Raw genomic sequence first — 21,485 nt, 5'->3', positions numbered from 1 at the left:
CGCCCAGTGTCTTCAACGCATGGACCAGGAGCGTTGATCGCTGGGATTCTCACGGCGCCGGGTTAGGATCATGAGCCTCGACACCCCCCGATTCGAGGAGCGGACAGTGCCCGAGAGCGCGCCATCCGGGATCGACACCACCAAGCCCAGCGTGTCCCGTGTCTACGACTACATGCTCGGTGGCAAGGACAACTTCGAGATCGACCGCCAGGTGGCCGCACTGGCGCTGAAGGTCGCGCCGGACGCGCCCGAGGCGGCCAAAGCCAACCGGGAGTTCCTCCGGCGCACGGTCCGCCACCTGGCCGGGGAGGCGGGGATCCGGCAGTTCCTGGACATCGGCTCGGGGCTGCCGACGCAGGGCAACGTGCACGAGATCGCCCAGGCGGTCACGCCCGGCGCGCGGGTCGTCTACGTCGATCATGACCCGATCGTGCTGGTCCACGGCCGGGCGCTGCTCGCCGCGGACGCCAGCACCACGGTCATCGAGGCCGACGCCCGCGAGCCCGAGAAGATCCTCGACGACCCGAAGACGCGCGCCCTGATCGACTTCGGCGAACCGGTCGGGCTGCTGATGTTCGGGATCCTGCACCACCTGGCCGACGACGAGGACCCGGGTGGCATCCTCGCCAGGCTGGTGGCGCCCCTCGCCCCGGGCAGCCACGTGGTGATGTCGCACTTCCACAACCCGGGCGAGGCCCACCCCGAGGTGTCGAAGCAGGCGTACGCGGCGGAGAAGATCTTCAACGAGAACCTCGGCACCGGTCGCTGGCGTACCCGGGATGAGCTTCTCGGCTTCTTCGACGGTCTCGAACTGCTGGAGCCCGGCCTGGTGCCGCTCCCGGAGTGGCGCCCCGACGAGGGGGATCACGCCACGCCGGGCATCACGTACCACACGTTCGTGGGAGCCGTGGCCCGCAAGCCCTGATGCACGGTCAAGTGGCGCGGAAGGAGACGAGTCCCTGTGCGGCTCGCGACGGGGCTCGTCCTGCTTGCGAAGGTCCTCCCGCGCGACGCCGCCGACGAGCGGGGGAGGATGTCCACCTTCTCCAGGATCGACGGATCCCGTACCTCGCGAGTGCTGGACCCGAACCGCCAAGGTGCAACCGCGCCGTCGCGGGCCACGGCCAGGCATCGGTGGCCATGGCCGTCACCAGCGCCGTGCCCGCAGCCAGAACGATCGGTATCCACGTTGATACCCTTCGCGGCCGAAATATGACCCCCACGGGGTGGAACCGGCACGGCCCGCGACCACCCCGGCCAGAACCTCAGACAAGCGCTACAAGTCACCCAGCCCGGCGGTGCGATCCCCGCCATGTACTGCTCAAGGCTCGACCGGGGGTTCGCCGAACTTCTCCCGGCCCGCCGCACTCCAACCAGACATGAGGAAATCGCTCGTCGCGGTGCTGGCCGGCGCGGCGCTGCTGATCACCGGCACGCCCGCGCTCGCGCAGACGACCACCGGCAGGCCCACGTTAGGGCCGTACGGTTACGGCACGATCAAGCTCGGCATGAGTGCGAAGAAAGCCAAGGCGACCGGGAAGATCGTGCTCAAGCGGCCCGCCGGGGCGGAGTCGTGCTCCGGGTGGGGCTTCACGGCACACCCCACCAAGAAGAACAGCGTGAGCCTGTACATCTCCAAGAAGCTCGGCGTAGCCGTGATCTTCGCGCCCAAGGGCGTCAAAACGCCCCGGGGTATCGGCATCGGCTCCACGATGAAGCAGGTCAGGAAGGCCTATCCGCGGCTGAAGATGTCGCCGGGCGGCATCCCCTACGTCTCCGTCCCCGGCAATTCCAAGGCCTACTACTCCTTCTTCCCGGAAACCGACGGCAAGCTCGTCGGGTTGGCCCTCAAGATCGACTACCAGGACTGCGTCAGCTGACGTAGCCAGCGATCTCGCGGGCCTTGTCACGGTTGAACGCGGGCACGTCGGCACGGGCCGTGCGCTCGGCCACGGCGGCGGCCGCGCGTACGACGGGCATGGGCGCCGGGAGCACGCGCGGGTGGGGGTGGCCGCGCCGGCCGCTTGGGCGGCGGAGCGGCGGCTGCCTCAGAACCGTCCCTCAGAACGCGAACGTAGACCGACCTCATCGTCACCTGCTGGGGTCGCAGAACCGTATCGGGCGCACATACGGGCAGGGGCTCTGATCCCCACAGCGATTTGGCCTCCACCAGACCCTCCGCCAGCCCCGCCCTGCGTGCCAAGGGGCGTGGCATATGGCGCCTTGAGCCTGTGCGGTTGCCTGGCCGCCTGTCGCCGCGCCGGCGGGCATTGCGGTGCTGAATCCAACACCGCCTTGTGCGATCACGCTCGCAGCCACGACGGCCGCCAGCCATGCCATCGGTCGCCTGAACATCACATGGCACCTTTCTTCTTGTGCGCGATTTCGCTGGTGTTTGCACCTTTTTTCGCTCTGGACTTTCACTCCAGCCTATGAGCGGACAGCGGCTTCACGTCAAGATTCATCGGGGAGGCAGGAGTCCAAAAAACGCCGCAAATGCGGGAAAATTAAATCTACATCCGTACGCGATGCCGCTTGGCGTCGGCATTAACAAACTGGCGCTACCTGGAAGAACAGCAGTCAGGCCGGTGGGCGAGCCTCTCTGGACTGGCCGAAAATTGTCAAGTCCGGCCGAAAATTGCGGGCCTTGAGGGCGATATCGGGGATGGCTGCAACGGCGGTAAAGGCATGGAGGTCCGGCGGAATTCAAGGTTTTTATGATGCCGGCTGCTTCCGCTTCCTGAGCACCTCAGTGAGGGCCGAGATGCTGTGGTCGCCGTGGCCCGCCTCAGCCGCCCGCCTCACCAGGTCATGCAGAGGGCCAGCCAGGCCGTGTTTGACGTTCGTCTCCTTGACCAGGTCCTCGCCGCAGGCCGGGCGCCTTGACCGCGGCGGCGCTTTGGAAGAAGCCGGCGAGTGCGGGCAGCAGCATGACGCCCACGGCCATCTCGTACAGGGCTACGAGGTCGGCGTCGTCGCCGAGGTGGACGGTGTCGCCGCCGTCGCCGTCCGTCACGATCCCAGGATGGCGAGGATCCAGCCGCCTGACGAGAGCCGATCAGCGAATTTCCCGGGCGCGGGCCCGCAGCATGGGCCCGCGCAATCGGGCGTCACACCCGCTCTGCCTCCGAGACCTAGCCGGGCAGCTTGCCGGCGGCGACCACGTCGCGGTACCAGTGGGCGCTGTCCTTCCAGACACGCCGCAGCGTGCCGGGCTCCACGCGGACGATGCCGAACCGCTTGGAGTAGCCGTGCGCCCACTCGAAGTTGTCCATCAGCGACCACACGAAATACCCGCGCACGTCCGCCCCGCCCGAGATCGCCTCGGCGACGGCCGACAGGTGCCGGTGCAGGTAGTCGACGCGCCGCTCGTCCCTGACGCGGCCGTCGGCGTCGACGACGTCGGCGAAGGCGGCGCCGTTCTCGGTGATCATCATGGGCATCGACGGGTAGTCGCGGTGCAGGCGCAGCAGCAGCTCGGTCAGGCCGGTCTCGTCGATGTTCCAGCCCATCTCGGTGTACGGGCCGGGCTGCTGGACGAACTCGACGTCCTCGCAGGCGATCCACGGGGAGGCGGCGCCGTCCTGGTGCCCGTCGGCGGTCTCCCGCGCACCGCCCCCGTCCCACTGGCGCACCAGCGTGGGGTTGTAGTAGTTGACGCCGAGCACGTCGAGCGGCTGGCACGCGGTGGCCTCGTCGCCGTCGAGCACGAACGACCAGTCGGTGACGGAGGCGGTGTCGGCGATGAGGTCGCGCGGGTAGGCGCCCTCCAGCATCGGGCCGAGGAACGCCCGGTTGGCCAGCCCGTCCGCCTTGCGCACCGCGTCGGCGTCGCGCTCGGACACGCCGCGCACGTGGTGCAGGTTGAGCGTGACCGACATCTGCGCGGACGGGGCGGCGACCGAGCGCAGCGCCTGGACGGCCAGGCCGTGGCCGAGGTTGAGGTGGTGCACGGCGGCCAGCGCGGCGGCCGGCTCGGTCCGGCCGGGGGCGTGCACGCCGGAGGCGTAGCCGAGGTAGGCGCTGCACCACGGCTCGTTCAGGGTGATCCAGGTGTGCACGCGGTCGCCGAGCGCCTCGCCGATGAGCCGGGCGTACTCGCCGAAGCGCAGCGCGGTGTCGCGGTGCGGCCAGCCGCCCGCGTCCTCCAGCTCCTGCGGCAGGTCCCAGTGGTAGAGGGTGGCCACGGGGGCGATGCCGCGCGAGAGCAGGCCGTCGACCAAACGGTCGTAGAAGTCCACGCCGGGCCGGTTGAGGCCGCCGCGACCGCCCGGCTGCACGCGCGGCCAGGAGATGGAGAACCGGTACGCGCCCACGCCCAGCCCGGCGAGGATGTTCAGGTCCTCCTCAAGACGGTGGTAGTGGTCGCAGGCCACGTCACCCGTGTCACCGTTGGCCACCAGCCCCGGCGTGTGGGAGAAGGTGTCCCAGATCGACGGGCCGCGGCCGTCCTCGGCCCAGGCGCCCTCCACCTGGTAGGCGGCCGTGGCGGTGCCCCACAGGAAGTTGTCGGGAAAGGTGGTCATACTGCTGCTCCTTCAAGGGTGATCTCGATGTCGTCGGTTCCGGGGTCCGCGGCGACCCGCACGCCGCCGGGCGTCGTCTCCAGGTTCGGGTGCCGGGCTTCGCGCACCCCGGCGAGCAGCAGGCTCCAGTGCGCGGGGTCACCCGCCACGCGGCGGGCGCGTACCCGGTCGCCGGAGCGGGACACCTCGAACACCGCGCCCACGCCGCCGTCCGGAGTGGGCACGGTCACGGTGCGGGAGGCTCCGTCGGCGAGCTGGTAGACCTGCAGGGTGACGCCGTCGGCGTAGTCGTAGTCGGGCCGGTCCTCGTGCGCCCCGACGGGCAGCACCGTGCCGGGCCGCACCAGCAGCGGCAGGCTGTCGAACCCGTGCCGCTCGCTACGCCAGCCGGGGCCGGTGACGGTCCCGCCGTCCAGCAGCCGCGTCCACACCCCTTCAGGGACGTAGTACGAAATATCGCCCTCGTCGGACAGGACGGGCGCCACCAGCAGGTCCGGCCCCAGCATGTACTGCGCGTCCAGGTAGTCGCAGCCCCGGTCGCCGGGGAACTCCAGTTGCATGGCCCGCATCACCGGCAGCCCGTCCGTCGTGGCCTGGATCGCGGCCCCGTACAGATAGGGCATCAGCCGCGCCTTCAACCGCGTGAACGAGCGCAGCACGTCCACCGACTCCTCGTCGAACAGCCACGGCACCCGGTACGACCCGTTGCCGTGCAGCCGGCTGTGCGACGACAGCAGCCCGAACGCCACCCACCGCTTGAACACGGCCGGAGCGGGCCGCCCCTCGAACCCGCCGATGTCGTGGCTCCAGAACCCGAACCCGGCCATCCCCAGCGACAGCCCGCCCCGCAGCGACTCGGCCATCGCCTCGAACGTCGACTCGCAGTCGCCGCCCCAGTGCACCGGCAGCCGCTGCCCGCCCACCGTCGCCGACCGGGCGAACACCACGGCCGGGCCGCGTTCGGCCAGCACGTCGTGGACGGTCTGGTTGTAGAGCAGGCTGTAGTAGTTGTGCATCCGCGCGGGATCGGATCCGTCGGCGTAGGCGACGTCGGTCGGGATGCGCTCGCCGAAGTCGGTCTTGAACGCGTCCACCCCCATGTCGAGCAGTCCGCGCAGCTTGCCCGCATACCACTCGCGGGCCGCGGGAGAGGTGAAGTCCACCAGTGCCCGGCCCGCCTGCCAGTGGTCATCCTGCCATACCGTGCCGTCCGGCCGGCGCAGCAGGTGGCCCGCCGCCATCGCCTCGTCGAACAGCTTCGACGCCTGCCCGATGTACGGGTTCAGCCACAGGCACACGCGCAGCCCGCGTTCCTTGAGCCGGCGCAGCATGCCCTCGGGGTCCGGGAACACCTCCGGATCCCACTCGAAGTCGCACCACCGGAACTGCCGCATCCAAAAGCAGTCGAAGTGGAACACGCTCAGCGGCAGGTCCCGCTCGGCCATCCCGTCCACGAACGACGTCACCGTGGCCTCGTCGTAGTCGGTGGTGAACGACGTGGACAGCCACAGCCCGAACGACCAGGCCGGCGGCAGCGCCGGCCGGCCGGTCAGCGCCGTGTAGCGGCGCAGGATGTCGGCCGGCGTCGGCCCGTGGATGATCAGGTACTCCAGGTCGTGGCCCTCGACGCTGAACTGCACCCGCGACACGGTCTCCGAGCCCACCTCGAACGACACCCGCCCGGGATGGTTGACGAACACGCCGTAGCCGCGGTTGGTGAGGTAGAAGGGGACGTTCTTGTAGGCGATCTCGCTGCTGGTGCCGCCGTCCTCGTTCCAGATGTCGACGGACTGCCCGTTGCGCACCAGGGCGCCGAACCGCTCGCCCAGCCCGTAGACGAGTTCCCCGGCCGACAGCCGCAGGTTCTCGATCATGAAATGGCGGTCGTCCGGGTCGTGCATGATGCCCAGGCTCTTGCCGCCGCTGCGGGTCAGCTCGCGCCCACCGGCGCTGAACGCCATCTCCCACGGCGCGTCCCTGCGCAGCCGCACGGTCAGCGCGCCGCTGGTCAGGGCGGCGGTCTCGGCGTCCACGGCGATGTCCACGTCCGGCGCCTCGTCACGTACCTCGAAGGCGGGGGAGCCCGGTACGGACCCGGCGAAGTGCACCGTGCGGACACGGATCACGTCCGGCATCGGCGACGACACGTCCACCCGCAGGACCGGGCCGTCGATGGTGTTGCCGCGCCGGGTGATCGGCCGGGTCGGCGCGAGCACCCGCAGCGAGGCGGCCTCCGCGGTCACGTCGTAGGCCGCGGTCGCGTAGTCGCCCCGCACCCCGGGACGCATCCGCCAGTAGCCGTCTTTGAACTTCATCCGCATCCGTTCTCTCGGGGTCAGCCCTGGACGCGCAGTGCGACGACCGCGCGTGGCGCCAGCGTGACCGGGCCGTCGGCCGCGGCCCCGGTCAGCAGGTCTTCGGCCGGGCCGGAGACGGGCACGCTCGCCGCCTCGGCGCCGTGGTTGAGAAGGAACAGCACGTCGCCGCGGCGTACCGCCTCGACGCCCGGCGGCAGCCCGGGCACGGCGCCGCGCACGCCCGCGTCGGCCAGCGCTCGCGCGGTGAGCTCGCCGAGCGCGGCCGGCTCGGGCATCGTCGCGACGTACCAGGCCACACCCTCCCCGGTACGGTGCCGCAGCACGGCGGGACGCCCGCTCTCGGTGAATTCGGCCACCGCCTCCGCGCCCTCCGCGGCCATCAGCTCGGTCCAGGTATGCGCGGTGAACTCGGTGCCGTCCGCCCACCGGCAGGGCGTGTCCTCAGCAGCGGGCAGCCACTCCTCGCCGGACGCGCCGAGCACCTCACGAAGCGGCGCGGGGAACCGGCCGGTACGGATGTGCGCCCGCTCGTCGACGATCCCGGAGAACGGCCCGACCACCAGCACCCCTCCGCCGCGCACATACTCCGTCAGCGCCGCCGCGTCCGCATCGCTCACAAGGAAGAGGTTCGGCACGACGACCAGCGCGTAGCCGCTGAGGCCGGCGGAGGGCGGCACGAGGTCCACGCTCACGCCGCGTTCCCAGAGCGGCAGGTAGTAGCTGAGGAGCTGATCGGTGGCGTTGAGCCGGTCGCTGGGCCGGCCGCGCTCCTCCAGCGCCCACCAGCTCGCCCAGTCGAACACCATCGCGACCTGCGCGGGCACTGGCTGCCCCGCCACGGACGCGAGCCTGCGCAGCTCCTGGCCGTGCGCGCGGACCTCGGCGTGCAGCCGCGTGTCCGGGCCCGCGTGCGGCACCATCGCGGCGTGGAACCGCTCGGCGCCGAAGCGGGAGGCCCGCCACTGGAAGTAGCACAGCCCGTCCGCGCCCCTGGCCACCGCCTGCAGCGACTCCAGCCGGAACTGGCCGGGCGGCTTGGGCACGTTGTGCGGGCGCCAGTTGACGGCGCTGGTGGACTGCTCCATCAGCAGCCACGGCCGTCCCCCGGCGAGGCCGCGCATGAGGTCGTGCGTGAGCGCCGTGCGGGCGGGGGAGAGCGGGTCGCCCGGGTCCGGGTAGCAGTCGTTGGAGACGACGTCCTCCTCGCCGGCCCACGACCAGTAGTCCACGGGCTTGAACAGGCCCATGAAGTTCGTGGTGATCGGCGTGTCCGGGGTGCGCTCGCGCAGGATGTCGCGTTCGGCCCGGTAGTGGGCGAGCAGCGCGTCGGAGCAGAAACGCCACCAGTCGAGCTGCTGCGCCGGGTTGATCAGGTACGGGGCGCGGCGCGGGGTGACGATCTCGTCCCATTCGCTGTAGCGCTGGCTCCAGAACGTGGTGCCCCACGCCTCGTTGAGCGCGTCCAGGTCGCCGTGGCGTTCGCGCAGCCAGGTGCGGAACGCGGCCGCGGACTCGTCGCAGTGGCAGACCTGGCCGTACTCGTTGCCCACGTGCCAGAGGGCCAGTGCCGGGTGGCCCGCGTACCGGTCGGCCAGGTCGGTCACGAGCGACAGCGCCCGCTCCTGGTAGACCGGCGACGAGGGACAGAACTGGTTGCGCGAGCCGTACCAGAGCCGGTGCCCCGACTCGTCGACCGGCAGCGTCTCCGGCCAGCGGTGCCCCAGCCACGGCGGCGGCGAGGCGGTGGGCGTGGCCAGATCCACCGCGATTTCGGCCGCACTCAATAAGCCGAGCACCCGGTCCAGCCAGCCGAAGTCGCGCGCGCCCGGCTCCGGCTCGATCCGCGCCCAGCTGAACACGCCGACGGTGACCAGGTTGACCCCTGCCGCCCGCATCAGTTCGACGTCCTCGGCCCACACGTGCTCCGGCCACTGCTCGGGGTTGTAGTCCCCGCCGAACAGCAGGCCACGATCGCGGGTCAGCGTGTGCATCCCCAGCCGCGCCGTCATGAGCCGCTCCTCTGGCGAGGCGGGGCCGAGCTGTCGCCCGCCACCAGGAGACACGGCACGAGCCGCTGCTGCGGCGGCCCGTCGCCCTGCAACCGGTCGATGAGCATCCGCGCGCCCAGCCTGCCCAGCTCGGCACTGGGCGGCTCCAGCGTCGTCAGCTTCGGGTGGAACATCTGGGCGACCTGGGCCGACGACAGCACCAGCATCAGCGTCAGATCGTCGGGGATGCGCCAGCCGCGCGCCGCCACGCCCGCGATCACCCCGACCGCCGCATGGTCGTCCATCACGGCCAGCGCCGTCACCTCGGGATGCTCGGCGATCAGCCGCTCGAACGCTGCCCGGCCCTCCTCGGCCGAGCCCGGGCGGAAGCCGTCCACGTAGCCGATCCCGGCCGCGTGGGCGGCCGCCGCGAACTCCTCGCCGGCGCGGATCGCCGGGCCATAGGCGCCGGCGTACGCGTCGGCCGAGAGGTTGAAGAAGGCCAGCTCGCGATGCCCCAGCCCGGCCACGTGCGCCACGGCCTCCCTGGCCGTCTCCGCGAAGTCGATGTCGGCGTAGTCGATCGAGCCCGGCTCGCGCGTCCGTCCGATCATGCTGAACGGTACCCCTGCCTGCGACAGGAACTCCGGCCGCTCGTCGTCGAGGCGCACCTCCATCAGCAGCACGCCGTCCACCAGCCCCAAGCCGGTGATGTGGCGGAGCTCCTCGATCGGCTCGGCGCTCTCGGGCGACAGCAGCAGGTGGTAGCCCAGCTCGCTGGCCGCCTCGGCCGCGCTGGTCGCGAACTGCATCTCGGTGAGCCCGAAACCGCTGTGCGGTGCGGGGAACAGCAGCGCCAGGATCCGGGTCCGCTTGCTCTGCAGGCCCCGAGCCAGCAGGTTGGGGCGGTAACCGAGCTCGGCCGCGGCCTGCTCGATGCGCCGCTTGGTCGCCGCCGCCACCGGGCGGGTGCCGTTGAGCGCGGCGGAGGCGGTGCTGACCGCCACCTGCGCCTGCTCGGCGACATCTCGTAGTGAGGACATTCCACTCCGGAGCGGTTGTCGAAACGTTTCGCACAACGTAGGGTTCGTTTTGCGGAGATGTCAATGGTGTTAAATCGGACGGCCTAAAACGCCGCTACGATCGGCGGGTGCTGACCGTCGCCATCCCAGGAACACCCGAGCCGCCGGCCCGCGGGCATCTCGCCATGGGGGAGGAGTCGCACCTGCCGGACGCGATCACAGCGGATTCGCGCCACCTGTGGCGGGCAGGCCGCCCGTGGTTCCCTGTCATGGGGGAGTTCCACTATGGACGCTACCCGGCCGCGGAGTGGCGCGAGGAGCTGCTGAAGGTGCGGGCGGGCGGGGTGACCGCCGTGGCCACGTACGTCTTCTGGAACCTGCACGAGGAGCGCCGCGGCCGCTACGACTGGAGCGGCGACCGCGACCTGCGCCGTTTCGTGAAGACCTGCGCCGAGGCCGGGCTGGACGCGGTCGTGCGGATCGGGCCGTGGGGGCACGGTGAGTCGCGCAACGGCGGCTTCCCCGACTGGCTCCTGGCCGCGGAGTGCGTGCCGCGCACCGATGACCCGCGCTACCTGGCCCTGGTGCGGCCGTTCTTCGCGCAGATCGGTCTCCAGCTCGGCGGGCTGACCAGACGGGACGGCGGACCGATCGTGGCGGTGCAGCTGGAGAACGAGCTGTACGACCAGCCAGGGCACCTGTTCACGCTCAAGCGCATGGCCAAGGAGGCGGGCATCGACGCCCCGCTGTGGACGGCCACCGGCTGGGGCCACGCGCAGCTGCCGCCGGACGAGGTGATCCCGCTGTTCGGCGGGTACGCCGAGGCGGCCTGGGACACCGCGCACGACGGGTGGCCGCAGCAGAGCCGGGCGCACTACTTCTTCGGCCCCGGACGGGACGACGACTCGATCGGCGCGGACCTGCGCACCACCGAGACCGCCGGGTCCGATGAGGGCCACCTGGCGCGCTACCCCTTCGCCACCTGCGAGCTGGGCGGCGGCATGTACACCTCCTACCACCGGAGGCCGATCGTCACGGCCGATGACGTGGCGGCGCTGTCGCTGGTGAAACTGGGCAGCGGGTCGGTGTGGCAGGGCTACTACATGTACCACGGCGCCTCGCAGAAGATCGGCGAGCTGAGCACGCTGCAGGAGTCGCACGCCACCGGCTATCCCAACGACTGCCCGGTGATCACCTACGACTTCCAGGCGCCGCTGGGGGAGTTCGGGCAGTTCCGGGAGGCGTACGCACGGCTGCGGCTGCTGCACCTGTGGCTGGCTTCGGACGGCGCCGATCTGGCGCCGATGACGCTGGCCATGCCGCAGGACGCGCCCGATGACACCGCCGACCGGAGCGCGCTGCGCTGGTCGGTGCGCTCGGACGGGCGCTCGGGGTTCCTGTTCGTCAACAACCATCAGCCGGTCGAGACGCTGCCCTCGCACGAGGGCGTCCAGTTCGCGGTCACGCTGGGCGGCCGGGAGCTGATGGTGCCCCGCCGGCCCGTCACCGTGCCGGCGGGGGCGTACTTCGTGTGGCCGCTCGCCCGGCCGGTCGGTGCGAGCACCCTGCTGGCGGCCTCCGCTCAGCCGGTGTGCACGCTCGACGGGCCGGTCCTGGTGCTCGCTCAGGTCGCGGGCATCCCGGCCGAGCTGGTCTTCGACGCCGCCACGGTCGCCGAGATCGACGGCCCCGCGCTCGAGGACGCTGCGACCGGCGGCCCTGTGACCGGCGGCTCTGCGACCGGCGACCCGATGGCCGGTGGCCCTGCGACCGCGGCGGAGAACGGCCCGGAGTCGGTGACCGTGACGCGGGACGGTGCCGAGGTGGTGGTGCGTGGTCTGCGGCCCGGCCCGGGTTGCCTGCTGCGCGTCACCGCCGCCGACGGCTCCGTGGCGCACGTGCTGGTGCTGAACGAGGCCGACGCGCTCACCGCCACGCGCGGCCGGGTGTGGGGCGCCGACCGCCTGATCCTCAGCCCCCGCCCGGCGGTCATCGACGGCGACCGGCTGGTGCTCTACGGCGGCGCAACCGGCGGCGACCGGCTGCGCGTCTACCCGCCCTTGACAGCGGCCGGCGGCTCGACGCGCACCGGGATCGGCCAGGCGGCCGGCAGCTCGGCCATCGCCGGGACCGGTCAGGCGGCCGGCGGTTCGCCGATCGCCGGGACCGGCCAGGCGAGCGACGGTGTCTTCGGCGTTCTCGATCTGCCCGCGCCCCCCGCCGAGCCGGTCCCGGCAGTCGTCGAGCAGGTGGCCGCGGCCGGGCCGCCCAGGAGGACGGTCATCGACGCGAACTCCGGCCGGGCGTCGGCGCCTGCCGACGCCGACTTCGCCGGCGCCGCAGCCGTCTACCGCGTCCCCGTGCCCGCCGGCCTGCTCGACGGCGACGACGAGGTGCTGCTGCGCCTCGACTGGTCCGGCGACGTGGGCCGCGCCTACATCGGCGGCCGCCTGGTCTCCGACCAGTTCTGGTACGGCCCGCCCTGGGAGATCGGCCTGCGCCGCTTCCGCGCGGAGCTGCTGAAGCACGGCGCCGTCGAGCTGCGCCTGCTGCCGTTCCCCGACGACGCGCCGGTGTACGTCTCCCCGCAGGCCCGCCCCAGGAGGGGCACGCTGGAGCTGCGCTCGGCGACGTTCGTCCCGGTCCCGCGGAGCGTGCTCGACGCGAAGTGAGCGCCGCCCCGGCAGGCGGGCAGCAGGCATACTTTCCGGCGGAAATATCACGAAAGGCGGTACCCATGGGCGCGACGCCATCGCACGGCGGCCACTGGGTCGACACGTGGACGGCGATGCCGCAGTCGACCGAGCCGGACAACCTGCCCCCGCCGCCGTACGCGAAGGACGATCTGGTCCTGGCCGACAGCACCGTACGGCAGACCGTGCGGGTGTCGGTGGGCGGGCGGCGGATACGGCTGCGGTTCTCCAACGCGTTCGGGAGCGCGCCGCTGCCGATCACCCGGGTTTCCGTCGCGTCGCCTGCCGGGGGCGCGGCGGGGGTGAGCGCGGTCCAGCCGGGGACCGCGCGGCCGGTGACGTTCTCCGGCCGGTCGTCCGCCGTGGTGCCCGCCGGGGCGCAGATCGTCTCCGACCCGCTGGACCTCCCGGCGGCCCCGGCGTCCGTGCTGGCGGTGACGGTCTACCTGGCCCGGGGGCAATCGGGCGCGGTCACGTCGCACCCCGGCTCCAGGACCACCTCCTACCTGGCGGCGGGAGACCAGGCCGAGGCGGTGGACCTGACGGGGGCGACCCCCGTCGATCACTGGTATTTCCTCAGCGGCGTCGAGGTGTGGTCCGAGCCCGCCGGCGCGGCGCTCGTCCTGCTGGGCGACTCGCTGACCGACGGCAGAGGCTCCACCACCAACGGCAACGACCGCTGGCCCGACCAGCTTTTCGACCGGCTGCGGGCCGACCCGCGCACGGCGGGCGTGGCCGTCGCCAACCAGGCGGCGGGCGGCAACCGGGTGCTGGCCGACGGGCTCGGCCCCAGCGCGCTGGCCCGGCTGGACCGCGACGTGCTGGCCCGCAGCGCCGCCCGCTGGCTGATCGTCTTCGAAGGCGTCAACGACATCGGCACGGCCGAGCCCACCCCGGCCGCCCAGCGGGAGCTCGCCGACGCGCTGACCGCCGCCTACGAGCAGATCGTGGTCCGCGCCCACGCGCGGGATCTCCGGGTGTACGGGGCGACGCTCACCCCCTTCGGTGGCAACGACCCCTACGACGATCCGGGGGGACACCGCGAGGCGACCCGGCAGGCGGTCAACGAGTGGATCCGCACCGGCGGCCGGTTCGACGCCGTGATCGACTTCGATCGGGCGGTACGCGACCCGGCCGAGCCCCGGCGGCTGCTGGCCGCCTACGACGAGGGCGACGGCCTGCACCTGAGCCCGGCCGGATACAAGGCGCTGGCCGACGCCGTACCAGCCGGCCTGTTCAGCGAGTGAGCGCCAGGCTGTGGACCGGGTGCTCGCCCTCGGTCTGCAGCCGGTACTCCTGGCCGGACTTGGCGCGGTTGTCGTCGATGACCCGCTCGGACGGCGGCTTCTCGCCGCCCATGATCGCTTCCTGCATCCGCTGGAAGCGTTCGTGGGCCTCCTGCACGTATCCGGTGCCCAGGGTGGTGTAGTCGATCTGCGTGGTGAGCAGATCCCGCAGGTAGCGCTTGTTGGGCTCGAACGTCACCGGGACGGGCAACTCGGGAGCGCACACCTGCTCCGGCTCGCGCCCGTCGAACCGCTTGAACAGCTCGGCGGCCAGCCGCAGGTGCTCCAGCTCCATGTTGAGATGCAGCTCCCAGATCTGCTTCACCTTGGGATCGGACTCCGTCTCCATGAACGAGTGGTACAGGTAGCACTCGTTGTACTCGTGGTTGAGCAGCATCTCCCACCAGCTCTCACCCGGATCGACGAGTGACTCGTAGTGGGTGACGTGCTCTTCTTCGATCAGGCCGATCTCCTGGTAGAGCTGGCGCGCGATCGGCTCCATGTAGGTCGGGCCGACGTTCATGTAGAAGTTCATGGTCTGCTGCTCGGCCGACATGATCGTCAGCGCGTGCAGTTTGCTGATGGGCGCGGTGCTGCTCCTGTCGTACGGCTCGCGCACGTTGTCGATCGGGTCGCGGTGATGCAGGTACGTCGGCCGCCCCGGCATCACCTCGGTGAGCCCGTCGACGATCTTCTCGGCCTTGCGGCGCTCGATCATCTCGTACAGGTTGGCGTACCGGTAGAGGTGATCGAAATCCTCCAGCACCCCGAACTGGTAGGCCTGCCGCAGATACGAGTCCGGCTCCATCCGCGCCACCCACGCGGTCAGATCCACCGCGACCTGCTCGTAGGCGATCGTGGTCTCCAGCACCGAGGCCAGGCCGGGCAGCAGCCAGTTGACCACCTTCTGCTGCTGCGCCTCGATATAGCGCACCTGGGCCAGTTGCCGCCGCACGTCCGTGTCCGGGCAGTGGCGGGCGAGCTGATGGCTGAACATGATCGCCTCCACCTCGATCCCGTTCATCGTGATGATCCGGCACCGGGTGTACGGATCGGCGTGATCGGGGTCGATGGGCGTGACGTTCAGCTCGCGCCAGTCGCGCAGCTGCTCGTCCAGCGGGACACCCCGCTCCTGCAGTGGGTTGAAGGGCATGTGGCGGCGCTCCTTTGAGCCGGTGGGAAACATCCGGAACGCGGCCTACCCGAGGGCCGTCCTGGCAACCTCCCCGCCACACCGGTGAAAGCCCCGGAGATGGTAATGCCGGCCGGACCACCCGTGACGAGAACCTCTGATCACAGAGTGAGCTGGTAACGGCGCCGGCTGCTCCATTCGACCGTCAGCACGGTCGCGTCGTCCTGCAGCCGGCCGCTCTGGTGCCGCAGGATGGCCTGGATCAGCCGGCGCAGCGTCTCCGGGGCCGACATGCCGTCGGCCTCGTGGCGGACGATGAAGTCGGCGAAGCGCTCCAGCCCGAACGGCTCCCCGTCCGGGCTCCGGGCCTCGATGATGCCGTCGGTGTAGAACAGCAGCCGGTCGCCGCGCTGCAGCTGGTAGTGGCGCAGAGCGGTGGGCATTTCCAGCCCGAAGCCCATGGGCGGGTCGGGGAAGGGGACGCTCTCCAACGTGGCCACCCAGCGGCCGCCGCGGATCACCAACGGCGGATGGTGGCCGCGGTTGACCCAGCTCAGCAACCCCTCCCGCAGGTCCAGGGAGGCGATGATGCCGGTGGCGAACCGGCCGGCGAACTGCTCCTTGATCGCCGCGTCGATGGCCTCGCTGATCGTGGGCAGGTCCATGCCCTGGCGGCGGTTGTGGCGGCACGACCCCATGGCGACGGTGGCGGTCAGCCCGGCCGACGTGTCGTGTCCCATCGCGTCGAACAGCGACACGTGCAGGCTACGGCCGTCGATCGCGTAGTCGTAGGCGTCGCCGCCCATCTCGTAGGCGGGCTCCAGCGCGGCGCTAACCACCACGTCGTCGTCGGCGAACGTGCCCGGCGGCAGCAGGTTCCACATGACCTCCGCCGACAGGGTCATCGGCCGGGCGCGTACCAGGCGGGCGTAGGAGTCGCTGTGCGGACGCTTGCTGATCACCAGCACCGAGACCAGCGACGCCAGCTGCTTGGCCCGCCACTCGGCCAGTTCCCCGGCCTCGGGCACGGTCACGCCGAGCACCCCGAGCCGCTCGGTGCCGTCCAGCAGCGGCACCCACAGCCGCCGCGGCGTCGCGCCCGCCCCGGCGGGCCCGGGCACCGCGGGGTCCGGCCCGTGCTTGGCCTGGACGATCTCCAGGTTACGGAACGCGCGCCCGGCCATCGTGCTGTCGATCCTGATGGGTTCGAGCGGCTCGCCGGCCGCGTCGCGCTGTCCCGGCAGCGGCACCAGGAACAGCCCCTGCAGGTCGGCCACGTAGATCATCGTCTGGGAGAAGCCGATCAGCCGCGCGTGCTCGGAGACCAGGGCCGGCAGCTCCTCCATCGCGGCCAGGTGCGTGGCTTCGAGCAGGCCGCCCAGCATCCGCTCGCCGTCGCTCTGCACCGCTCTCGCCCCCTCCGCTCCCACAGGTGACCCCTACCCCGGCCGACATTGGTCATCCGGCCCGCCCGCCACCACACGTTCGTGGTCAGAGGCTCAATCCGCGACGCGTAGCCAGAGGTTCGTGGCGTGCGGCGCGTGCGTCAGGCTGACGCGTTCCAGCTTGACGTTGGTCCCGCCCGGCTGGTCGAAGAGGCGCACGCCGTCGCCGAGCAGGACGGGGGCGATGATCACCAGGATCTCGTCGAGCACGCCCGCCTCGAGGCACTGCCTGGCGGTGGCGGCGCCGAGGACGTTGACGTACTTGCCGCCCGCGGCCTCTTTGGCCGCCGCGACGGCGCTGCCGAGGTCACCGACGAAGGTGATCCCCGGCACCGGGGTGTCGGGAATGTGGTGGGTCAGCACGAACTGCGGCCCGGCCCATCCGCCGCCGAACGCCTCGCCCTCCTTGTCCGTACCCCGGTGCGGGTCGTCGCCGCGGAAGGTGCGGTTGCCGACGAGCAGTGCGCCGATCTGGCCGATGAGGTCGTCCACCAGGGGATTGGGCCCGAGCGCGGGCCGCGTCGTCGAACCCACACCGGTCCACGGGGGCGCGGACGGTCTCAGGCGGTCAGCGCCAGCCGAGCTCCTCGTAGAAGGCGTCGCGGGCCTGCCGGAACGCCTCCCGGTCCAGCACGGCGCCCTTGTGGGGCCCTTCGGCGACCGGCTCGTCGTGCATCCGCGCAGGCAGCTCGTCGCGACAGCCCACGCCCTCGCGCTCGGCGTACGCGCGCAGCTCGTCGAGCCGCCGCTGCCCGGCCGCCAGCAGGTCCTCCAGGGTGAAGTCCGCGCCGAGCACGGCGGTGACCAGCGCGGTCAGGTGGTCGATGGTCAGCGGCCTGGTGGGGGAGGAGGCGAAGACGCACAGATTGAGCGCGTCGAGCCCGCTCCACAGCCGCAGCAGCCGCGCGGTGCGCCGGCCCCGTTCGGCGTCGAGTTCGGCGGCCGGGGCGGGCTCCACGGCGATCCGCGCGGCCTCCGGGAAGCTGTAGGCCAGCCCGGCGACGGGATCGAAGTCGAGGTCGTGCTCCAGGGCGTCGTAGCGGGGGCCGTTGGGCGCGATGGCGTACCCGAGCCCGATGCCCGGCTGGATCCGCGGGTCGAAGCAGGGCAGCTCGGCGCCCTTGACGGTCATCGCGTACGGGGCGGTCTCGGGCCCGAGCCGCCCGGCCGCCCGCGCCGCGCCCTCGGCCAGCAGGTCGCCCAGCTCCCCGCCCCGCGTCGCGACGTCCCTGATCAGCCCGGGCAGCGCCGCCGCGTCGCCGAACGCGGGCCCGCCGGGCAGCAGACCGCGATAGGCGCACTCCATGGCGAAGGCCAGCGTCCCGCCCACGGAGACGGGGTCGAGACCGAGGTCGTCGCAGAGCGCGTTCGCGCCCAGCACGGTGTCGAGGTCGTCGATCCCGAGATTCCACCCGAGCGACAGGAACGCCTCCTGCCCGAGCCCGCCGGACCTGCGCTCGGTCGCGGACGGCGGGGCGTACACCTTGAGGCAGTCGTTCGGGCATCCGGGACACGCGCCGCTGGTCGCCACCGCGCGCCCGTCGTAGTCCCGGGCTGCCGGCACCCGCAGGCCGTGCGCCCCGGACACGGAGAAGTTGCGGACCGCGGCGTAACCGGGCGCGGGCGGCTCCCCGGCCCACCCGGCGAACCCGGGCTCGCTCGCCTGCAGCGCGGCCAGGGGATTGCCGGCCAGCGAGTCCCGGTAGTAGGCGGCGATCGCGGCGATCGCGTCCGGGTCGGCGACCTCGGCCGGGGCCTCACCCGCACACACGATCGCCTTGAGGTTCTTGGCGCCGAAGACCGCGCCGAGCCCGTACCGGCCGGCGGCGTAGGCGTAGTCGGTCACGACGCTCGCGTACCGGACGAGGTTCTCCCCGGCGGGGCCGATCGCCGCGACGTGCGCCTGCGGCCCGTGCCGCGCCCGCAGCGCGTCCGTCGTGGCGGCGGTGCCCAGCCCGCGCAGCTCGCCGGCCTCGTGGAAGGAGATCTCACCACCCTGGACCAGCAGGTAGGAGAGCCTTTCCGCACGTCCGGCAATGGCCAGGGCCGTGACGCCCGCGCCCCGCAGGGCGGCCGCGAACGGCCCCAGCGCGTGGGCCTCCCCGGCCACCCCCGTCAGGGGTGACTTGGCCAGGAAGACGCACTTGGCCAGCCCGGGCGCCCGCGTCCCGCCCAGCATCCCGGCCGCCACGAACAGCAAGGCGCGGGGGTCGTACGGATCCAGCCCGGCCGGCGTACGCTCGGCGAGCAACCGCAGCCCGAGTATGGAGCCGCCGTAGTGCCCCGGCTCGGCGGCGCGGAATTCGCGTTCGACGGTCCCGCTGGTCAGATCGACGATGAACGGCATGCCACAAGCCTCCTTCATGGCGCTGCGGCACACCATCACACAACACCCACGAGTCGCAAGCCCTCCCGCGGGCAGGGGGAGCGCATGAAACGGTTCCTCAAAGCCATGCTGCTGCGCCGGCTGGCACGTACGCCGATCGGCGTGGTGTTCCTCGCGGTGGGCTGGCTGCTGGGACGGCGGCGCAGGCGGCGCGCCGCTGGACACGGCACACCGCGACGCACTAGGACAGCTTCTCGAAGAAGAACTCGTGCTTGAGGAACGACGTGTCGTACTCGCTCCCGGGGTACGGCGGGATGAGCTGCGACGCCTGGAAGAGCCGCCAGCCGTCGCGGAGCGCGTCCACCCCGGTCTCGTACGGCGGCTCGTCCCCGTCTCCCGCGGTCGGATGGGTGCGCCCGGTGCCGTCGTAGGAGGACCAGCCGATCACGGGTGCGTCGAGCGCGGAGGTGGCCAGGTAGAGAACGAGCACCTGCTGCTTCATGCGACCCTCCCGGGGCGGTTGCTCACGCGCGTCGTCCAGTAGTGGATGTCGAACGAGGGATCGGCGGTCATCGCCCGCCACAGGCGCACCCGGTTGTAGATCTCCAGCCGCCCGGTCGCCTGCTCGTACCAGGGGAAGCGCCGGTTCAGCTCGGCGGCCACGGCCGGGTCGCCCAGGTCGGAGGTGTCCCACAGGCGCACCTGCGGCACGGTCGGGTTGAATCGGATCTTGAACATGTACCGGCGCTGGTCGCTGTCGTTGCGCCGGCCGCCGTGCCAGATGCCGTGGTGCAGCAGCATCACGGTCCCGGCCGGGCAGGTCAGGCGGGTCTGGCCGCGCAGGTTCTGGTAGCGCCCGGTGTCGCTCTCGTTGGTGCGGCGCAGGTGGCTGCCCGGCACCACCAGGGTGCCGCCCATGTCCTCGGTGACCTCGCGCGGGTAGTACATCAACTGGACGTCGAAGGCGTCCATGCGCGTGTCGATGATGGCATCGGCGTGCAGCGGCTGCGCCTCGCCGCCGCGCGGCTCGCGCACGTGCACGGCGTGGTGGTCGACGGTCGGGCCGGTGCCGACGAGGGAGCGCAGGGCTCCGGCGACCTCCGGCACCTCGATGAGCCTGCGGGTGAAGGACCCCTCAGGGAAGGCCTCCTTCAGCGGCGTCCCGTACGGCACCGCGGGGATGCCCGCCTCCAGCACGTCGATGGCCTGGTCGTTCAGCTCGTCCGGGACGATCCCGTCGAGCCGCAGATAGCCGGCCGCGACGAACCGGGCCACCTGCACCGAAGTCAGCAAAGTGGTTCGCATGCCTCGAACGTACGATCCTGCACATGTCATGTCGTGGGTTGTAATCATCGACTAGTGGTTGGTTTTCACCTATATATGCAGCTATGTATCGGGTGCCCCTCGCGCTGTCCGACCCTCCCGTAGTGGCCGGGGCGGGTGTCGGCGTGCACGGCGTCGTCAGCGCGCACGACGTGTTCAGGCTGCCCGACCTGTGGCAGCTCCACCTGTACGGCTACGCCGCCGAGCTGGTGCTCGAAGGCGCCGTGCATCCGATCAGGCCCGGCCACGTGAGCCTGATCCCGCCGGGCGCCGAGGTCCACTACCACTATCAGGGCAGGTCGGAGCACCTGTATGCGCACTTCCGGCTGCCCGGCGACGGCGAGCGGCGGGTCGTCCCCGTCATGCGCGACGCAGGGGACCAGGCGCCGCTCATCGCCGCCTCGCTGCGGCAGGCCATCGCCGCGGTCCCCGACACCCGGGCGCGCGCCTCGGCCGAGGTGTGGACCGTGCTGTGGCGGGTGGCGAACCTGCCCGTGGCGGGCAGCCCGCACGCCGTCGTGGCCGCGGCGATCGAGTACATCGAGGCGGACCTGGCCGTGCCGCTGACCGTGCCCGAGATCGCCCGCGCCGCCGGGGTCTCCCACAACCATCTCACCCGGCTGTTCCGCGCGCAGACCGGCCACACCGTCGTGGCCTACATCCGCCGCCGGCGCCTGGCCCGTGCCCTGCACCTGCTGCGCGAGTCGACGCTGGCGATCCCCGCGATCGCCGCGGCCGTGGGGATCGCGGATCTGCAGGCGTTCAACAAGGCCTGCCGCCGCGAGCTCGGCGCCTCTCCCCGGGCCCTCCGCGAACGCGCTCACCCGTAGCGGCGCGATTCAGGATGTCCTGCGGGTCCATGATTAGGTAGGGGCATGGCGCGTGAAGCGGGTAAAACGACGGCGGCCAGGGAAGGCCGTGGCGAGGCGATCACGACCCCTGCCGAGCTGCTCGCCGCGCCGGGCTACGTGGCCCGGCGGCTCTACCAGTCCTATGTCGCCTTGTGGACGCGCGCGGTCGACCCGGTCCTGACCGGCCCGCAGTTCGCGGTGCTCACCGCGGTGGACAACTATCCCGGCGTGGACCAGGGGTCGCTCGCCTCGTCGGTGGCGCTCGACCGGTCCACGATGGCCGACATCGTCCGCCGGCTGGAGGACAACGGGCTGATCGTCCGGCACACCGCGCTGCACGACGGCCGCCGCAAGCTGCTGCACCTGACCGAGGCGGGGGCACAGCGCCTGCGGGAGGTCAACCGGCGCGCCCGGGAGCTCGACGAGCAGTTGCTGAAGGGCTACTCCCAGGCCGAACGGCAGCGCATGCTGCGCGAGATCACGGCGCTGGCGGCCCAGTGGGAGGCGCTCCTGGGCGACGAGTGACGTCGCCTGTGGGCGGCGGGGTAACGCGCGGGTGTCGCGTCCCCGCTTCC

General features: G+C 71.7%; 18 protein-coding genes. 7 read left to right on the top strand and 11 right to left on the bottom strand.

The features are described from left to right. Positions 1-70 precede the first annotated feature (70 nt). Together ACTMTI_RS20045 and ACTMTI_RS20040 are read left to right on the top strand one after the other, a co-directional pair. The gene (locus ACTMTI_RS20045) at positions 71-925 is read left to right on the top strand and encodes an SAM-dependent methyltransferase (protein ID WP_441121932.1); all 855 of its coding nucleotides are present in this window, start codon (positions 71-73) and stop codon (positions 923-925) included. Between the two features lie 454 nt (positions 926-1,379). Further along, complete coding sequence (locus ACTMTI_RS20040) at positions 1,380-1,880, top strand: hypothetical protein (protein WP_441121930.1); 501 nt, start codon at positions 1,380-1,382, stop codon at positions 1,878-1,880. Between the two features lie 929 nt (positions 1,881-2,809). Here the strand turns inward: ACTMTI_RS20040 and ACTMTI_RS20035 are convergent. The 5 genes from ACTMTI_RS20035 to ACTMTI_RS20015 all read right to left on the bottom strand — a co-directional run bounded on the left by ACTMTI_RS20035 (position 2,810) and on the right by ACTMTI_RS20015 (position 9,875). Then, a complete protein-coding gene (locus ACTMTI_RS20035; protein WP_441121929.1) occupies positions 2,810-3,016 on the bottom strand; it encodes a hypothetical protein in 207 nt (68 codons plus the stop codon). A 118-nt stretch (positions 3,017-3,134) separates the two neighbouring features. After that, complete coding sequence (locus tag ACTMTI_RS20030; protein ID WP_441121927.1) at positions 3,135-4,526, bottom strand: GH1 family beta-glucosidase; 1,392 nt, start codon at positions 4,524-4,526, stop codon at positions 3,135-3,137. Further along, on the bottom strand, positions 4,523-6,841 hold the full coding sequence (gene yicI, locus ACTMTI_RS20025) for an alpha-xylosidase (protein ID WP_441121925.1): 2,319 nt from the start codon (positions 6,839-6,841) through the stop codon (positions 4,523-4,525). Before yicI ends, ACTMTI_RS20030 begins: the two co-directional genes overlap by 4 nt. A 20-nt stretch (positions 6,842-6,861) precedes the next feature. Beyond that, positions 6,862-8,853 (bottom strand): beta-galactosidase, encoded by a 1,992-nt coding sequence (locus ACTMTI_RS20020; RefSeq protein WP_441121923.1) that lies wholly within the window; start codon positions 8,851-8,853, stop codon positions 6,862-6,864. Further along, entirely contained in the window at positions 8,850-9,875 is a 1,026-nt protein-coding gene (locus ACTMTI_RS20015; RefSeq protein ID WP_441121922.1) for a LacI family DNA-binding transcriptional regulator, read from the bottom strand. The genes ACTMTI_RS20020 and ACTMTI_RS20015 overlap by 4 nt, the downstream gene beginning before the upstream one ends. A 107-nt stretch (positions 9,876-9,982) precedes the next feature. Here ACTMTI_RS20015 and ACTMTI_RS20010 point away from each other — a divergent pair, with 107 nt between their 5' ends. Both ACTMTI_RS20010 and ACTMTI_RS20005 read left to right on the top strand, forming a co-directional pair. Next, complete coding sequence (locus tag ACTMTI_RS20010) at positions 9,983-12,526, top strand: beta-galactosidase (RefSeq protein WP_441121921.1); 2,544 nt, start codon at positions 9,983-9,985, stop codon at positions 12,524-12,526. A gap of 65 nt (positions 12,527-12,591) precedes the next feature. Further along, complete coding sequence (locus ACTMTI_RS20005) at positions 12,592-13,794, top strand: SGNH/GDSL hydrolase family protein (protein WP_441121920.1); 1,203 nt, start codon at positions 12,592-12,594, stop codon at positions 13,792-13,794. Here the strand turns inward: ACTMTI_RS20005 and ACTMTI_RS20000 are convergent. From ACTMTI_RS20000 to ACTMTI_RS19985, 4 genes are all read right to left on the bottom strand, one after another. Next, complete coding sequence (locus tag ACTMTI_RS20000) at positions 13,784-14,986, bottom strand: hypothetical protein (protein ID WP_441121919.1); 1,203 nt, start codon at positions 14,984-14,986, stop codon at positions 13,784-13,786. The two genes, ACTMTI_RS20005 and ACTMTI_RS20000, sit on opposite strands and share 11 nt — an antisense overlap. A 140-nt stretch (positions 14,987-15,126) precedes the next feature. Next, positions 15,127-16,395, bottom strand: a complete 1,269-nt coding sequence (locus ACTMTI_RS19995; protein WP_441121918.1) for a PP2C family protein-serine/threonine phosphatase — start codon at positions 16,393-16,395, stop codon at positions 15,127-15,129. Positions 16,396-16,464: 69 nt separating this feature from the next. Further along, positions 16,465-16,944 (bottom strand): dihydrofolate reductase family protein, encoded by a 480-nt coding sequence (locus tag ACTMTI_RS19990; protein WP_441121917.1) that lies wholly within the window; start codon positions 16,942-16,944, stop codon positions 16,465-16,467. Positions 16,945-16,978: 34 nt separating this feature from the next. Beyond that, the gene (locus ACTMTI_RS19985; RefSeq protein ID WP_441121916.1) at positions 16,979-18,757 is read right to left on the bottom strand and encodes an aldehyde ferredoxin oxidoreductase C-terminal domain-containing protein; all 1,779 of its coding nucleotides are present in this window, start codon (positions 18,755-18,757) and stop codon (positions 16,979-16,981) included. Positions 18,758-18,841: 84 nt separating this feature from the next. Here ACTMTI_RS19985 and ACTMTI_RS19980 point away from each other — a divergent pair, with 84 nt between their 5' ends. Beyond that, positions 18,842-19,012, top strand: coding sequence for a DUF6203 family protein (locus tag ACTMTI_RS19980; RefSeq protein WP_441121915.1), 171 nt, complete (start codon positions 18,842-18,844; stop codon positions 19,010-19,012). Here the strand turns inward: ACTMTI_RS19980 and ACTMTI_RS19975 are convergent. Next, entirely contained in the window at positions 18,978-19,238 is a 261-nt protein-coding gene (locus ACTMTI_RS19975) for a hypothetical protein (protein ID WP_441121914.1), read from the bottom strand. The genes ACTMTI_RS19980 and ACTMTI_RS19975 overlap by 35 nt on opposite strands. Next, a complete protein-coding gene (locus tag ACTMTI_RS19970) occupies positions 19,235-20,041 on the bottom strand; it encodes a phytanoyl-CoA dioxygenase family protein (protein WP_441121913.1) in 807 nt (268 codons plus the stop codon). Before ACTMTI_RS19970 ends, ACTMTI_RS19975 begins: the two co-directional genes overlap by 4 nt. 83 nt (positions 20,042-20,124) lie before the next feature. Here ACTMTI_RS19970 and ACTMTI_RS19965 point away from each other — a divergent pair, with 83 nt between their 5' ends. Together ACTMTI_RS19965 and ACTMTI_RS19960 are read left to right on the top strand one after the other, a co-directional pair. Beyond that, positions 20,125-20,889, top strand: a complete 765-nt coding sequence (locus ACTMTI_RS19965) for a helix-turn-helix domain-containing protein (protein WP_441121912.1) — start codon at positions 20,125-20,127, stop codon at positions 20,887-20,889. 45 nt (positions 20,890-20,934) lie between these two features. Then, a complete protein-coding gene (locus ACTMTI_RS19960; RefSeq protein WP_441121910.1) occupies positions 20,935-21,435 on the top strand; it encodes a MarR family winged helix-turn-helix transcriptional regulator in 501 nt (166 codons plus the stop codon). Positions 21,436-21,485: the final 50 nt, after the last annotated feature.

The sequence above is a fragment of the Nonomuraea sp. H19 genome, assembly GCF_052068215.1.
Classification (GTDB): Bacteria; Actinomycetota; Actinomycetes; order Streptosporangiales; family Streptosporangiaceae; genus Nonomuraea.
This window is presented reverse-complemented; position numbering and strand designations above follow the sequence as displayed.